Raw genomic sequence first — 15,618 nt, 5'->3', positions numbered from 1 at the left:
AACAGGCTCTTGAACGATAACGTCAAACAGCTTGGCGAATCCTGTCATTGTGGCGCAGGCACAGTTCACTAGACTGAATTAACAGAGTACATAACAACAAAAACCGGTCGACCCCACTCGACCGCGATTGCCTTGGAGTCTGACCATGCTGATGGAAGGAAAAACGATACAGGTTGCCGCAATCGAACCCGGGCTCTATGAGCTGATCTTTGCCAACCGGGATGACAGCGTCAACAAGCTGAACCAGGAAACCCTGGCGGAGCTCAAACAGGCGATCAGTACGCTGACCGCTCAGGATAATCTGCGTGGCGTGCTGATTCGAAGTGACAAGGACAGCTTCATTGTGGGTGCCGACATCACAGAGTTTATCGGTCTGTTCTCCGCTGGCCCGGATGAGATCCAGCAGGGCTTGCAGCAGATGAATGCCATTTTCAACAGCGTCGAAGACCTGCCCTGTCCTACCGTTGCAGCGATCAACGGTGTTGCGCTGGGCGGAGGCTTCGAGCTGTGTCTGGCCTGCGACTACCGTGTGATGACCCAGAGTGCCAAGGTGGGATTGCCGGAAGTCAAACTGGGCATTTACCCGGGCTGGGGCGGCACGGTTCGTCTGCCACGGCTGATCGGTGTCGATAATGCCAACGAATGGATCTGTACCGGCAGCGAACAGCGCGCCGACAAGGCGCTGCAAGCCGGTGCCGTCGATGCCGTGGTAGCACCTGAATTGCTGCGTGAAGCCGGACTTGAACTGCTGCGCGACTGTATCGCCGGTGACTTTGACTATCAGGCACGCCGAGCGGAAAAACAGAGCCCGATTCGACTCAACCAGATTGAACAGATGATGGCGTTCGAATCAGCCAAGGGCATGATCGGCGCCAAGGCAGGCCCTCATTACCCGGCGCCCATGACCGCGCTGAAAACGATTCAGGCCCACGCCAATTTGACCCGTGATGCGGCTCAGGCGGTTGAAGCCAAGGGCTTTGCCACCCTGGCCACCAACGCGGTCACACCGGCACTGGTGGGGCTTTTCCTCAAGGACCAACAGGTCAAGCGCATCAGCAAGCACTATGAAGCGGACGCTCAGCCTGTCCGTCAAGCCGCCGTGCTGGGTGCCGGCATCATGGGTGGCGGTATCGCCTACCAGAGCGCTTCGCGGGGCACGCCGATCCTGATGAAGGATATCAATGAGGACGCCTTGCAGCTTGGCCTGACCGAGGCCTCCAAACTTCTGAACAAGCAACTGGAACGCGGCAAACTGGACGGCACTAAAATGGCCGCCAGTCTTGCCCGCATCCGTCCGACACTCAGCTATGGTGATTTCGGCAATGTGGACCTGGTGGTCGAAGCCGTGGTGGAAAACCCGAAAATCAAACAGAGCGTGCTCGCCGAGGTGGAAGCTCAGCTGCCTGAGGGCGCCATCCTGACGTCGAATACCTCAACCATCTCCATCACAACGCTGGCCAAGTCACTGAAAAAACCTGAAAACTTCTGCGGCATGCACTTCTTCAACCCGGTACATCGCATGCCGCTGGTCGAGGTGATCCGCGGCGAGAAGAGTTCGGAACAGGCAATTGCGCGCACGGTTGCCTTCGCCAAGGCACTGGGCAAGACCCCCATCGTGGTCAACGACTGTCCGGGGTTCCTGGTCAACCGGGTGCTTTTCCCCTATTTCGCGGGCTTTACCGGGCTGGTGCGTGACGGCGCCGACTACCAGCAGATCGACAGGGTCATGGAGCGTTTCGGTTGGCCCATGGGGCCTGCACACCTGCTCGACGTGGTCGGCATTGATACCGCTTTCCACGCCGGGGCCGTGCTGGCCGAAGGCTTCCCCGACCGCATGGCGGCCGATGGTGAAACGGTTATCTCGCACCTGTTCCAGCAGCAGCGTCTCGGCCAGAAGAATGGCAAGGGCTTCTACCGTTATGAGCAGGACCGCAAGGGCAAACCGAAAAAGCTGGTAGACGAGGAACTGTCCGCACTGATCCAGGGTGTTTCGGCGGCTCCGCGTGACTTCAGCGATGAGGACATCATTGCCCGCATGATGATTCCGCTGTGCATTGAAGCCGTACGCTGCCTTGAAGATGGCATCGTCAATACAGCTGCCGAAGTGGATATGGGTCTTATCTACGGCATCGGTTTCCCGATGTTCCGTGGCGGCGCCCTCTTCTACATCGACCAGATGGGCTTGCAGGCCTTCTGTGATCTGGCCGATCGCCATGCCGATCTTGGCAAACTTTATCAGCCCACCGACAAGATGCGCGCCATGGCCGCCGCCGGTCAGACCTATTTTGGATAAGGAGAGCAAACGATGAGTCTTAAACCGAACGATATCGTCATCATCGACGGGGTCCGCAGCCCCATGGCCCAGTCCAAGGGCGGCTCTTTCCGCAATGTCCGTGCCGATGATTTATCTGCCGCGCTGATCAAGGGTCTGCTGGAGCGTAATGGTGCTCTCAATCCGAACAGTATCGACGATGTGATCTGGGGATGTGTCAACCAGACACTGGAACAGGGCTTCAATGTCGCCCGTACCGCGGCGTTGCTTGCCGGTCTGCCACACTCAGTGCCCGGCCAGACGGTCAACCGCCTGTGCGGTTCCTCCATGTCTGCACTGCATACGGCAGCCCAGGCGATCGCCAGTGGCAACGGTGATACCTTTGTGGTGGGCGGTGTCGAGCACATGGGGCATATTCCGATTCTGCATGGCATCGACATCAACCCGGCAGCCTCCAAGGAAATCGCCAAGGCCTCGATGATGATGGGCCTGACCGCCGAAATGCTGGGTAAAATGAACGCCATTTCGCGTGAGGAACAGGATGCCTTTGCGGCCCGTTCTCACCAGCTCGCGCATCAGGCAGCCCTGGAAGGACGTTGGGATCGGGAAATCCTGCCACTGCAGGGACACGACAAAAACGGCTTCAAGCGTCTGGTGACCCGTGACGAAGTGATTCGGCCGGAAACGACCGTCGAGACGCTTGCAGCCCTGAAACCGGCGTTCATGCCCAAAGGCGGCACGGTGACGGCCGGCTCGTCCTCCGCCTTCTCCGATGGTGCATCCGCGATGCTGATGATGTCGGCGGCACGCGCTCAGGAACTGGGGCTGAAACCACGCGCGCGTGTCATCGGCATGGGTGTCGCGGGCTGCGATCCTTCCATCATGGGTTACGGTCCTGTCCCCGCCAGTGAGAAAGCCTTGAAGGCTGCAGGCCTCACCATCGGTGATATCGACGTGGTAGAGCTGAACGAAGCCTTTGCCGCACAGGCTCTGGCCGTGCTCAGGGGCCTGCGCCTGTCCGATGTAATGGATGACAAGGTCAACCTCAACGGTGGCGCCATTGCCCTTGGCCATCCCCTTGGCTGTTCCGGTACCCGCATCTCCACCACCCTGATCAACGTCATGGAGCAACGGGATGCTTCACTGGGCCTGGCCACCATGTGCATCGGCATGGGTCAGGGTATCGCAACCGTATTCGAACGGCTGAACTGATCACGGCAGGCTGCTGCTCAGTTCCACCGCGCGCAGCCTGAAATCAAAGCCCCGGTCACGTTTCCGGGGCTTTTTGCATTCAGCGACCGGCGATTCCGGCTTGTCCTTCCCTCCACCCGGTAGGCTCAATCCTCGCCCTCGCCTGTGAGGGTGACTGATCCAAACAAACCACGGATCTCCAGCAATACCTCTTTCCAACCCTGAGCAACCGGCAACCCTTTGCCCATGATCGGCAAGCATTGGCTGCTTTACCGGCTCGAAACAACGGCACAACAGCCCTGAGCGGGGCTAATCGGTGATGGTCCGTATCTTGCTTCTGAAGATTGACTGAACCCTTATGGATAGCCACTCATGATCAATCTCGACCCCCATATGCGGAGTATAAACAGCCCCACCAGCAGCAGTCAGCGCCCGGCATCTCAGGACGATTTTGCTGCCATGCTGGCAGAGCAGGCCGCCAAAACCGCCGCAGAGGCCAAACGTGTACTGGAGCAGGACCACACGGCTAACGCTCTTGAGCAAATAGAGAAACGCAGTGAAGCAGACCTCAGGGAAGAACTGCTGCGACTGGCCGCCATGTGTCCCGCCGAGCGCATTCGCTATCAGATGCTCAAGGAGATGGGCCTCACCGAAGAGACACTCCAGGCCCTGCCCTTTGATGAGCGGATGAGAATTGAACAGATGATTCAGGATGAAATCGAGCGCCAGCTGGGTGGCAGTGCTTCAGCTGAGCCAAACGTACAGAAAAGCTAAAGGGCCGGAGCACCCGTCAGGCGATCCGGCCCTTTTCAGGGCATCATGTCCGGCTCAGAGAACTGTTTGCGCGACCTCACGGGGAGCACGGCGATAGTTCAGCAGGCAAGACAGCGCGGGCAGCAGAATCAACGCACCCAGCATGTTCAGCAGGAACATGAAGGTAAGCAGGATGCCCATATCGGCCTGGAAGCGAATGGGAGAAAACGTCCAAAGCACCACCCCGATCGCCAGGGTCAGGCCGGTAAAGGCCACTGACTTGCCTGTACTTCTTAAGGTTGCAAGATAGGCCTCCGGCAGCTCCAGCCCCTGTTGCAGATAGGTGTTCAGGCGTGAGTAGATGTAGATGCCGTAATCAACGCCGATGCCCACCCCAAGCGCAATGACCGGCAGTGTTGCTACCTTGACGCCAATGCCCAGCCTGGCCATGAGCGCCTGACAGAGCAATGAGGTCAGCGCCAGCGGCAGAATAATGCAGGCTACGGTGCGAATTGAACGGAACGTCAGCAGGCAGAGCAGGCTGACCACGCCGTAGACCCAGAGCAGCATTTCATACTGCGCATCAGCAATGACTTCATTGGTGGCCGCTTCAAATCCTGCATTTCCGGCTGCCATCAGAAAGCTGATCTCATCGGTGTTGTGCGTTGAGGCAAAGTGCTCAACCGCCGTTGAAACCGTCTGCAGTGTTGCCGCCTTGTGATCTTCAAGGAACAGGATTACGGGCAACAGTGAACAGTCAGAGTTCATCAGCCCTGAAGGCACATACCGCAGCGAGGAGTTGATGATGTACTGATTACGGCTGACACTGCGCCACTTCAGACTGCCTTCATTGAGACCGGCCGTCACACGCTCCGCCACATCAACCAGAGACAGGCTCGTCTGCACACCGGCCACATCACTCAGGAAATACTGGAAGCGATCTACCAGCTGCAGGGTCTCGAAGCGACTGCACTGATCGGGCGGCGTCTTCACCATCACCACAAACACATCACTGGAGTTACTGTAGTTGGAGGTGATGTAGGCATTATCCAGGTTATAGCGCGACTCGGCTCTCAGTTCCGGCGCACCGGCACTGAGGTCCCCGATCTGCAGGTCGCGGCTGGCCTCCAATCCGACCCAGGCCAGGAGCGCAGCCGCACCAAGGGCGATCATCGCGCCTCTGGGGCGAGAAAAGCGAACCAGCGCACGCCAGACAACTGCGCTGCGCTCTACACCGTGGCGGGCCTTGTGTATCGCCCTGTCACCTACACCGGTCCATGAAATCAGCAGCGGCAACAGCAGCAGATTAGTGACCACAATGACCAGAACCCCCAGTGAGGCGGCCACTGCCAGATCCTGAATCACCTGAATATCGATCACCATCAGCGTGACGAAACCCAGTCCATCAGACAGCAACGCCGTGAAACCGGCGATAAAAATGGTCCTGAACGCCTTGCGTGCAGCCGTCACCTTGTCCGCACCGGCTGCCGCTTCCAGACGGACATTGTTCACAACCTGAACGCCATGACTGACGCCGATAGCAAAGACCAGAAACGGCACCAGCATTGAATAGGGATCAAGGCCATATCCCAGAAGGTGCAGCAAACCCAGCTGCCATATCACCGCAATGACCGAGCACAGCAGCGGAATCAAGGTCCCGGCCAGACTGTGGGAGTAGAGGTACAGCAGGACCAGCGTCACCACAAACGCAATACCGAAAAAGGCCGCCACCTGTGCGGCGCCATCAATCAGATCACCCACCACCTTGGCAAAGCCCGTGATGTGAATATCGATCAGCGGCGACTGGTACTTGTCTCTGACGAGGCTTTCCAGGCGCTCGGAGAACTGGTGATAATCGAGCTTCTCCCCGGTTTCCGGAATCCGTTCAAACAGTGGGACCTGAATCAAGGCCGAGCGGAAATCATTGGCCACAAGGCGGCCCAGCTGCCCGGAACGCAAGATATTGACCTTCAGCTGCTCAAGCGCGCGACTCGAACCATCGTAGTCCTCGGGAATAACCGGGCCACCCACAAAGCCTTCTTCAGTCACTTCCGTCCAGCGGACGTTCGGTGTCCAGATCGACTTCAACGCCGAGCGATCAACACCGGGCAGAAAGAACAGCTCATCCGTTATCTCCTTGAGCTTTTGCTGAAAGTCGGCCTGGAGGATATCGCCCTCCCGCGCTGCCACTACCACACGAATACTATTGCCCAGCCCGGCAAGATCATCCCGGTGCTCCAGATAATTGGCCACGTAGGGATGTGAAGCCGGAATCATTTTGACGAAGCTGGCATCGGGACGAATCTGCAACGCCTGCCACCCCAGCAGGACCGTCAGCATCAGGAAGATCGATGCCACCGGCAGGCGATAGCCGAACAGCAGCTGTTCAATCAATTTTTCACTGCCTCTGATCGGTGCCAGAAGCAGGTTATCAAGACGACTCATTGTTCAGCTCCTTCTGCCACAGAGGTCAAATCGATCCTGTGAATGCCTCCCTCTCCTGCGAGCAGCAAACGATCATCCAGCAAGACGCCCGAGGTAAAGCTGTAGCGAGGCACCGGCTGCACGGGTACAAACCGATTGCCCTGCCGCTTCAACACGACGCCCCCTTGTCCCAGTAAGTACAGCTCCCCCTTTGCGGAGACGGCTCCGTTCAATGACGCCTGGGTCGGAACAGGCTCCATTTGCCAATCAATGCCATTTGATGAACGATACAGATGACCTCGCAGCCCCAGCAGAAACACCTGATCATGGTTCGCCAGCGCAAAGAAGGAACCTTCATAGGGTGTGTCTACTGACTGCCAGCTGCCCCCAAGATCATCACTCTTCATGAGCAGCCCCGCCTCACCTGCAACCAGAAGGCGATTACGACTATCCATCAGTATGGCGTTCAAATGCATGCGATCCGGGTTGGGCAGGCGATGACCCAGGCTGTGCCAGCTTTCGCCCCCGTCGATCGTGCCGAAAATAACGCCATAGGCACCGATGACAAAGCCGCGCTGACTGTCCACAAACAGAAGATCCATCAGGGTTGGCATGGCACCCTCTTCAAGTGACACCTGAAGATCGTCAAGTTGCCACTGAATCTCTTCCACGGCCTCGGTTTCTGCCAAACGGTCCTTTATCGCCAGCTCCTGCTCCAGAGCCTTTTCCTGTTGGCGCAGCAACTGTTGACCTGCCGCCTGTATTTGCCAACTTTCGCCTCCGTCCTCAGTGTGCAGAATGACTCCGTCGTGGCCGATGGCCCAGCCGCGAAAGGCCGTTACCATCTGGACCGCCGTCAGCAGAACCGACACCGGACTCTGGGCCTGATGCCAGGACTGCCCGCTGTCGTCGGAATAGAGAATACTGCCCTGCTCGCCAACGGCCAGCAGCCGCTCACGTTCCGGGACTTTTACAAGATCCAGCAGAAGCCCACGTGCGGCATTGATCGAGTGAAGTGCAGGCTGACTAAGCCGATCTGGAGCGGCAGCCAGCAGCGGCTGTCCGGGCGGTGCCAGAAGAGATGCCAGCACCAGGCTGGACAACAGGATTTTGCGCATGAAGCCCCCGTTTTTGTTGTCATTATCGGGAGGCCGGAAACGAAAGCTCCGGCATCTTGGTAGGCTACAGGATCAGGTTCAGCTGCTGCGACCGCAATGGCAAAACCCACCTGTATTACTGACATTAAACGTCAAAGAGCCAAAAGGCGCTGTTTACTCTCGTTTGGGCAGTTGCTCACCAGGTGCCAGCTACTGGCGATAGACGTCACTGCGGCGATACTCACCGGGAGTCATCCCCGTCCAGCGCTTGAAGGAACGGAAAAAGGCAGAGGGGTCATCAAACCCCATCAGTTCCGCCACATCGTTAATTGAAAGCTGGGGTGATCCCATGTAGTGGAGTGCAGCCCTCTTGCGGCATTCATCCTTGACCGTTTGGTAGGAGGTATTCTCTTCCAGCAGCCGTCGTCTCAGGGTGGATACCGACAGGTTCAATGACGAAGCGATCTCTTCGGCACTGGGCAAGGGACGACTGAAATCCTTGCCGATCAATGCTTCAACCTGAGACGTCAACGACGCATCATCATTGACCATGGCGATCAGCTGATAAGGCGCCGTCTTCAGGAAGCTGCGCAACGTCTGCTCGGTCTGCACCAGTGGCTGGTCAAGATATCTGGCGGCAAACACAAACGCATTATCGTGCTGATCAAAACGCACTTCTGAACGGAACAGCTTGTGGTAGACCTCAATATCCTGTTGTGGCGGAAAGGTGAAATACGCAGCCTTGAGCTCTACCTGAGCCCCCAGTAACCAGCTGATGAAATGATGCCACATGGAAAGTGAAGTCCGAATGCGCTCCGGAGTTTCCTGCTGAAGCAGGGTTTCGAGATCCAGCTCGGCATGATCAGTCGGCGCAAAGGAGACCTTGGCGTAGCGCCCCTTACGCACCAGCACAGGCTTGACCTGGGCGCCCCGACAGATTTCGTGGAAAGCACTGGCTCGATAAATCGCTTTCTCCAGCGTCGAGCAGTGAATGATCGCATGGCACATCATGCGGAAGGTCCCGTTCGGAACCTTGCCGCCACTGATCATGCCGAAATACTCGTCCTGAGCGACATACATGAGTCGCTGGTAGAGCGCTCCAAAACGTTCGGCACTGAACTCGGTCTGTGTGTCCAACTCCGCCGGATCGATGCCGACCGCCTGCAGCAACTCATCGGTATCAAAGCCCTGAGCCTGTGCATGTTGAAGTAGATTGACCACATAGCCCGATGGCACCATCACTGTGCGCTGTATCACCTTACCCACCTGTCTTTTTCTTGTTGTTGCAGTCGAATCTACTTCATCTGGACCACTTTTGTCAGTCATTCTGCACAGCATTGTCATTGAGAAGCCCCTCATCGCAGTGGATTATGAGCAACATGGATCAGCGGAGTTGTCTTCAGGCAGCCACAAAAACCAACGGTTTTTCAGAATATTACCCCGACTGACGTCCGCATGGCCGAATCAGGATAAAAATAAGAAGGTCTCGGTGAACGAAATGGAAATAAAAAACGGCACACTTTCACAAAGATTCAGACAGGTTCCGGGCACCCGTCCAGCACTGCTTTCACTGCTGGTAGCAGCCGCGCCCTTTGCCCAGGCGCTTCAGTTCAATCTGGGTGACGTCGAAGGACGATTCGATTCCCAGCTTTCCGTCGGTGCCAGCTGGCGTCTGAATGCACCTGACCCTGCGCTGATTTCCGCTCCGAATGGCGGCACCAGCAATGGCTCCGGCAGTTATGACGACGGCAATCAGAACTTCGAGCGGGGCGAAACCTTCTCCAAGGTCTTCAAGGGCATGCACGAGCTTGACCTGCGGTACGACAATATCGGTCTCTTCGCACGCGGCAAATACTGGTTCGACTTCGAACTGGAACAGGAGGGACGTCCACACGGGCATGCTGCCAACGGCTATCAGCCAGGTGCCGAACTGAATGACGACGAATTCAATGATTATGCGCAGTTTTCCGGCGCCGAGCTGCTGGATGCCTATCTCTATGGCGGCTTTGATCTGGGCAGCGAAGGCCAACACCCTCTGGATCTGCGTATCGGCCGCCAGGTCGTCAACTGGGGTGAAAGCGCTTTCATTCAGGGCGGCATCAACAGCATCAACACGATTGACGTCAGTGCCATTCGTCGCCCCGGCGCCGAAGTCAGGGACGCCCTGCTTCCGGCCAATCAGATTTTCGCCTCTCTTGGCCTCAACGAGAACCTGAGCGTTGAAGGCTTTTATCAACTCCAGTGGGAGCCGACCGCCATCGACGGTTGTGGCACCTATTTCTCCACCAATGACTTTGCTGCCGAGGGATGTAACGGGATACGCATCCCCTTGCCACTCACGGATCAGCAGTATTTCGATACGGCGTTCACCGCAGTTGCACTGGGCTTCGATCCGGTGGTCTACCGCCATGCCAACGGACGCCGGGAAGCGGATGATGATGGCCAGTTTGGTGTCGCCTTCAGATACTTCTCCGAAGCGCTGAACAACACCGAATTCGGCCTGTTCTACGCGCGTTATCACAGCCGCCTGCCTGTGACGAGCGGGGTCAACACACCGGTTTCGGCCTCGGATCTGGCCGCAATCGGCCAGGCAGCTGCTGAGCAATATATCTTGAACAATGCGGTTAATCCCGCCGCCCCCACTGCGGACGAGCTGGCCGCCGCGGCCACTGCAGGACAAACCGCCGCGGCTCAGGCCGGCGCTGCTGGCGTTTTTCAGAGCCGCTACTTCACCTCCTATCCGGAAGAGATCGACATGGTGGGGCTGAGTTTCAACACCAACTTGGGCAATCTGGCCTGGTCTGGTGAAGTCTCCCACAAGCGTGATGTCCCGGTACAGGTCAACGGCCCCCTGCTGGTGGGCGCCATCCTGACACAGTTCTCGGGCGGTATCGGCAATACGGCCGCTGACCAGCTGGTGGCAACGGCTGGCGCGGGGGGCGAAGTGAAAGGCTATGGGCTCTTTGACATCACTCAGGTTCAAACCAGCCTGGTCAGTTTCCACGACCGTGTTCTGGGCGCCAGCCGCCTTGCACTGATAGGGGAGCTGGGCTGGACACATGTTCATGGTCTGGATGAAGGCGTGAATGCGCTCAAATACGGACGCGCCGGCACCTACGGCTACAGCGCCGGGGATGATGAAGGCTTTGTGACTCAGGACTCACTGGGATATGTGGTACGCGCATCCCTGACCTACCCCAATGCCATTGCCGGTGCCAGCCTGACACCGGAGATCAGCTTCAAGCACGGCATTTACGGCAACGGCCCGGAGCCGGGCGCCGCTTTCCGTGAGGATGAAAAGGCCCTGGGTCTGACACTGACAGCCGATTACCTGAATCAGTATCGCCTTCAACTGGGGTATACCAACTTCTTTGGTGGTGACTTCAACGCCATCTCGGACCGGGACTTCCTTTCACTGAGTGCATCGGTATCCTTCTGATACAGGTTGAGGAGACAGAACAATGACAACACGCTTTCCGACCAAACCCTTACTGCTGGCACTGGCGGTCACCCTTCCGGTTCACGCCGCCGTATCCCCCGACCAGGCAGCCAAACTGGGACAGACACTGACACCTGTGGGTGCTGAGATGCAGGGCAATGCCGAGGGCACCATCCCTGCCTGGAAGGGTGGATTGACCCAGAGTAATGAACGTTATGCCAATCCTTTTGCAGACGAACAACCCCTGTTCGTGATCACCGCTGACAATGCGGACCAGTATGCAGACAGGCTCAGTCCCGGGCAGCAGGCACTGTTCCAGCGCTACCCGGACAGTTTCCGCATGCCGGTGTATCCAACCCATCGAACAGCGGCTTACCCGGCATCGGTGTACGAAAAAGCACGCAAAAACGCGCTTCAGACCGAGTTGACCGACGACGGTAACGGCCTGAACAATTTCGATGAAACCATCGCGTTTCCGATCCCTCAAAACGGGCTCGAAGTCATCTGGAATCACATCACCCGCTACCGTGGTGGTGCACTGGAACGCACCTTTGTACAGGTCCCCGTACAGGCCAACGGTGCCTTCACTCCCATACGGATCAATGAAAAGACCAGCTGGCCTGAGTACCTGAATGACAAGGCCGACTCGGATGAAAGCAATATCCTGCTTTACTTCGTACAGCAGGTTCAGGCCCCGGCACGCCTGACCGGTGAAGTACTGCTGGTGCATGAAACCCTGAATCAGGTACAGCAGGCGCGTCAGGCATGGACCTATAACGCCGGCCAGCGCCGCGTGCGACGTGCACCGCAGATCGCTTATGATGCCCCCGGCACCGCCTCGGATGGTCAGCGCACTACAGATAACCTCGACATCTTCAACGGGGCACCGGATCGCTATGACTGGAAGCTGATTGGCAAGCAGGAACTCTATATTCCTTATAACAGCTTCCGCCTCGCAGATCGTAGCCTCAAATATGATGATCTGCTGCAGCCGGGCCACCTCAACCCTGACCATACCCGTTATGAACTGCACCGTGTCTGGAAAGTGGAAGCAACGCTGAAAGATGGCGAGCGGCATATCTATGGCAAGCGGGTGTTCTATATCGACGAGGATAGCTGGCAGATCGCCATCGCAGATCATTACGATACCCGAGGCCAGTTATGGCGTGTCGCAGAAGGGCATTTCTTCCCTTACCGCGATGCGCTGGTCCCCTGGTACAGTGCAGAAGCGCTCTATGATCTTCAGTCCGGGCGTTATCTCGTCGGTAGCCTGACCAATGAAGAGGGGCAGGGCTTCGACTTCACCCAGCGCTTCAAATACAGCGACTTCACTCCTCAGGCCATTCGCCGCCTGGGACGCTGATCATACGCCCCATTGCCTGCCGGTCCGTTCCGGCAGGCATATTGGCATTCAGGAATGCCCGGATCAGCCAGGGCCCAGCTACAGGGTAAAGTCGGTGGTCTATTGTCGGTCAGCGGCTTTCAATGATGCTGCGATAGAATGCCAGCTCGCGCTCCAGAACCAGCGCCTGATTTTCGGGCTGACGAAATCCATGGGCTTCGTCGGCAAAGTAATGCGTTTCTACACGCACGCCATTGGCCCGCAGACGCTCAGCCATGACCTCTGTTTGTTGCGGCAGAACCACCCTGTCCTGTTCACCCTGAAAGAAGATCACCGGCACCCCAATGTGATGCGCCTGCTCCAGCGGCGAGCAAGCCGTATAGCGCTCAGGCTCCGTTTCAGGGTTGCCTATCAGCCAGTGCAGGTAACGTGATTCGAACTTGTGGGTCAGCTCGTTCAGCCGTGCCGGGTCGCTGACGCCATAGAGGCTGGCACCACCGCGGAACAACTCTGACCGGCAGAGTGCGCTAAGTGTCGTATAGCCCCCTGCACTGTTACCGCGAATGAAGACGGCTTCAGAATCAGCCAGTCCCTGAGCGATCAAGTCAGAGGCCACGGCCTCCACATCTTCAACATCACTTGTGCCCCACTTGCCTGCCAACTGGAGGCGGTAATCACGGCCATAACCGGTACTTCCCCGATAATTGACATCGGCAATCATGAAGCCACGTTGTGTCCAGAATTGGACCGCCGGTTTGAACACAGGCGCCGTGGCCGCGGTGGGACCTCCGTGGGTCCAGATAATCAGTGGCAGGGGTTGGCCGGAGGGAGCGCCGACCGGACGATAGAGAAAAAACGGGACCTCGAACTCTGCCACTGGCACGCTCAGGCTCAGCGGCAGGCTCGGAGTGTAGTGCGGCATTTCCCCACCACGGAGTAACTCGCACTGATCGGGGTCGTCAGGCGTCAATTCGCTGTCGATAGCGAGAATCCCCGACAAACGGTCACTGAACTCGGCAACACAGGCCAACCGCTTACCGTCAGCGATCAATGCGTGCAAACGGGCGGGCATCAGGCTCAGTTCAACTGGCTGCCAGTCATCACCTTCATGACGCCAGAGGCGCGAATACCCCTCACTCTGCCCCAGTGCCAGCAGATGCCCTTCTGCATCCCAGGCGTAGGTACTCAGGCCAAACTGCCACGGAGCGGTGGTGAATTCCGTGTGTTCAGGGCTGACGCCCGCAAGTGGTCGTATCCCCTGTTCGGTCACCATTTCGATCTGCCACCAGCCACGTCGGTCACCAACGACATGCAAAACGCCCTGAGGCGAAAAACGTGGCTGAGCCCAGGCAACGTCGCCCTTATCTGACAGCTGACGCGGCTGGATCAAGCGACCCTGTTGGTCCAGCTGCGCCAGCATGAGCCGTGTGCAGCGCCAGGGCTGCGACGGATGATCCCACTCGATCCAGGCCAGCTGATTGCCATCAGGGCGTATGACAGGCGAACTGTAAAAATCAGCACCTTTAACGAGAACCTCAACGTCACCTGTTTCAAGGTCAATCGACACCAGGGAGTTGATTGCCTCTTCACCGCTGTCATGAGCCTCGAAAACGGCGATCAAGCGGTTACGTATGGCATCATACTGAAGATCCGCGAAGCGATTTCCTTTGGAACGGGTCAAGGGTTCTGGCTGTGCAGACATGTCCAGGGGACTCAGCCACACCTGCTGATCACTGTCGTTGATAAAGCAGGCATGATCATTGACCAGACACCAGGCGCCGCCGCCATATTCATGTACTCGGCTGCGTACGCTGAAGGAATCCGGCAACAGACTGACGGCATTGGCCTGCGCGAATCGGCAGAGACGGTTGCGCCCACTGGCTGCATCGAAACTGATGCCGATGACATCCCCCCGGTAAAACCGGAGGGTGGAATAATCATGCAGGGCGGCAACAGCCGCATCAGCACTGAGCGGATGCTCAGCCTCGGGCGAATACACGTGAATTGCGCTCGTTGCGGAACGTAATCGGGGTGTCGTCAGCAACATGTTCAGCTGCTTCGCGGGCATCCAGAATTTTCTGGTGATGTGGCGATTTGCTGCAAACCGGATCGGCGGCATTCATGTCGCCGGCCAACAGGTAGGCCTGGCAACGACAACCCCCCAAATCATTTTCCTTCTCGTCACAGGAGCGACAAGGCTCCTGCATCCAGTCGTCACCACGAAAATGATTGAAGCCAAATGAATCGTGCCAGATATGTTGCAGACTGTTGTCTTTCACATTGGGAAATTCAATTGGCAGCATGCGGGCGCTGTGGCACGGCAGCGCAGTGCCATCCGGCGTCACGGTCAGGAAAATCTCACCCCAGCCGTTCATGCATTTTTTCGGCCGCTCCTCGTAATAATCTGGCGTTACGAAGATTAGCTTGATCGGGTTGCCTTCTTTTGCAAGCTTTTCACGGTACTCATTGGTGATCCGCTCGGCACGCTCAAGCTGGCCTTTGGTCGGCAGCAGCGCTTCGCGGTTCTCATGCGCCCAGCCATAGTACTGGCAGGTCGCCAACTCCACGTAATCTGCTTCCAGTTCGACGCAAAGCTCAATAATACGATCGATACGGTCAATGTTGTGGCGGTGAGTGACGAAGTTAAGCACCATCGGATAGCCTTGGGCCTTTACCTCGCGTGCCATTTTCAACTTCTGCTCAAACGCCTTGCTTGAACCGGCCAGCATGTTATTGACCGTTTCGTCAGAGGCCTGAAAGCTGATCTGGATATGATCCAGGCCTGCTTCACGAAAGGCCGCAATACGGTCGGCGTTGAGTCCAATACCGGACGTGATCAGATTGGTGTAATAACCCAGCTTGCGAGCTTCGGCGACCAGCTGCTCAAGGTCACGTCGTACCAGAGGTTCTCCACCGGAAAAACCAAGCTGCGCCGCACCCATTTTTCGCGCCTGACGAAAGACATCGATCCACTGGTCAGTGGTCAGTTCTTCGCCATGATCAGCGAAATCGAGCGGGTTGCTGCAGTAGGGGCACTGCAGCGGGCACTTATAGGTCAGCTCAGCCAACAGCCAGAGCGGAGGGCTCTGGCTTGGCATTG

Annotated in this window: 10 protein-coding genes; 5 read left to right on the top strand and 5 right to left on the bottom strand. The window is 57.3% G+C overall.

Annotated elements, in window-relative coordinates:
- The first annotated feature begins 145 nt into the window (after positions 1-145).
- The 3 genes from fadB (at position 146) to LN244_RS07670 (ending at position 4,237) form a co-directional block, all read left to right on the top strand.
- Positions 146-2,293 carry a fatty acid oxidation complex subunit alpha FadB gene (fadB, locus tag LN244_RS07680; RefSeq protein ID WP_239042248.1) on the top strand — a complete coding sequence of 716 codons (2,148 nt, stop codon included), beginning with the start codon at positions 146-148 and terminating at the stop codon, positions 2,291-2,293.
- A gap of 12 nt (positions 2,294-2,305) precedes the next feature.
- Complete coding sequence (gene fadA / locus LN244_RS07675; protein ID WP_239042247.1) at positions 2,306-3,484, top strand: acetyl-CoA C-acyltransferase FadA; 1,179 nt, start codon at positions 2,306-2,308, stop codon at positions 3,482-3,484.
- A 351-nt stretch (positions 3,485-3,835) separates the two neighbouring features.
- On the top strand, positions 3,836-4,237 hold the full coding sequence (locus tag LN244_RS07670) for a hypothetical protein (protein ID WP_239042246.1): 402 nt from the start codon (positions 3,836-3,838) through the stop codon (positions 4,235-4,237).
- Between the two features lie 54 nt (positions 4,238-4,291).
- On the opposite strand, the gene LN244_RS07665 is transcribed toward LN244_RS07670, so the two are convergent.
- From LN244_RS07665 to LN244_RS07655, 3 genes are all read right to left on the bottom strand, one after another.
- On the bottom strand, positions 4,292-6,661 hold the full coding sequence (locus tag LN244_RS07665; protein WP_239042245.1) for an efflux RND transporter permease subunit: 2,370 nt from the start codon (positions 6,659-6,661) through the stop codon (positions 4,292-4,294).
- The gene (locus LN244_RS07660; protein WP_239042244.1) at positions 6,658-7,758 is read right to left on the bottom strand and encodes a WD40/YVTN/BNR-like repeat-containing protein; all 1,101 of its coding nucleotides are present in this window, start codon (positions 7,756-7,758) and stop codon (positions 6,658-6,660) included. The genes LN244_RS07665 and LN244_RS07660 overlap by 4 nt, the downstream gene beginning before the upstream one ends.
- Positions 7,759-7,947: 189 nt before the next feature.
- Positions 7,948-8,994 (bottom strand): AraC family transcriptional regulator, encoded by a 1,047-nt coding sequence (locus LN244_RS07655; RefSeq protein WP_408904459.1) that lies wholly within the window; start codon positions 8,992-8,994, stop codon positions 7,948-7,950.
- A gap of 241 nt (positions 8,995-9,235) precedes the next feature.
- Here LN244_RS07655 and LN244_RS07650 point away from each other — a divergent pair, with 241 nt between their 5' ends.
- Together LN244_RS07650 and LN244_RS07645 are read left to right on the top strand one after the other, a co-directional pair.
- Positions 9,236-11,176, top strand: coding sequence for a DUF1302 domain-containing protein (locus LN244_RS07650; RefSeq protein ID WP_239042243.1), 1,941 nt, complete (start codon positions 9,236-9,238; stop codon positions 11,174-11,176).
- Between the two features lie 22 nt (positions 11,177-11,198).
- On the top strand, positions 11,199-12,539 hold the full coding sequence (locus LN244_RS07645) for a DUF1329 domain-containing protein (RefSeq protein ID WP_239042242.1): 1,341 nt from the start codon (positions 11,199-11,201) through the stop codon (positions 12,537-12,539).
- Positions 12,540-12,648: 109 nt separating this feature from the next.
- Here LN244_RS07645 and LN244_RS07640 read toward each other — a convergent pair whose 3' ends face one another.
- Both LN244_RS07640 and pqqE read right to left on the bottom strand, forming a co-directional pair.
- Positions 12,649-14,517, bottom strand: coding sequence for a S9 family peptidase (locus tag LN244_RS07640; protein ID WP_239042241.1), 1,869 nt, complete (start codon positions 14,515-14,517; stop codon positions 12,649-12,651).
- Positions 14,498-15,616, bottom strand: coding sequence for a pyrroloquinoline quinone biosynthesis protein PqqE (pqqE, locus tag LN244_RS07635; protein ID WP_239042383.1), 1,119 nt, complete (start codon positions 15,614-15,616; stop codon positions 14,498-14,500). The genes LN244_RS07640 and pqqE overlap by 20 nt, the downstream gene beginning before the upstream one ends.
- Between the last annotated feature and the right edge of the window lie 2 nt (positions 15,617-15,618).

This window comes from Marinobacterium sediminicola, from assembly GCF_022343685.1.
GTDB classification, from domain to species: domain Bacteria; phylum Pseudomonadota; class Gammaproteobacteria; order Pseudomonadales; family Balneatricaceae; genus Marinobacterium; species Marinobacterium sediminicola.
This window is presented reverse-complemented; position numbering and strand designations above follow the sequence as displayed.